Origin of the sequence: Pseudoalteromonas sp. MER144-MNA-CIBAN-0113, assembly GCF_040308965.1 — a bacterium.
Classification (GTDB): domain Bacteria; phylum Pseudomonadota; class Gammaproteobacteria; order Enterobacterales; family Alteromonadaceae; genus Pseudoalteromonas; species Pseudoalteromonas tetraodonis.
Map to the genome: position 1 here is coordinate 1 of NZ_JBEOOG010000249.1, position 323 is coordinate 323.

General features: G+C 48.0%; 1 protein-coding gene. It reads right to left on the reverse strand.

The features are described from left to right. A partial coding sequence (locus AAEY57_RS19585) for an enoyl-CoA hydratase-related protein (RefSeq protein WP_350608616.1) occupies positions 1 to 323 on the reverse strand: 323 nt, incomplete at both ends.

Consider the following 323-nt stretch of genomic DNA (forward strand, 5'->3'; position numbering starts at 1 on the left):
GCACTAACTACTGCGTCAAAAGCACCTACTTTAAGGGCATCTGCTGCGCGGTTAGTAGAACCTGAGGTAATCCACATCATGGCGTTATCGGCACCAATAATGCGCGGTAAGCGTACTGTGCCACCAAACCCTGGCATTATGCCAAGTTTAACTTCTGGTAGGCCCATTTTAGCTGTTTCGCTTGCCACGCGATAATCGGTAGCAAGTGCCCACTCACAACCACCGCCAAGTGCCATACCGTTTATAGCGCTTAGAGTTGGGAATGGTAAATCTTCGATTGCATCAAAAACGTCGGTTGCGTTTTTGATCCACACTACTAATTC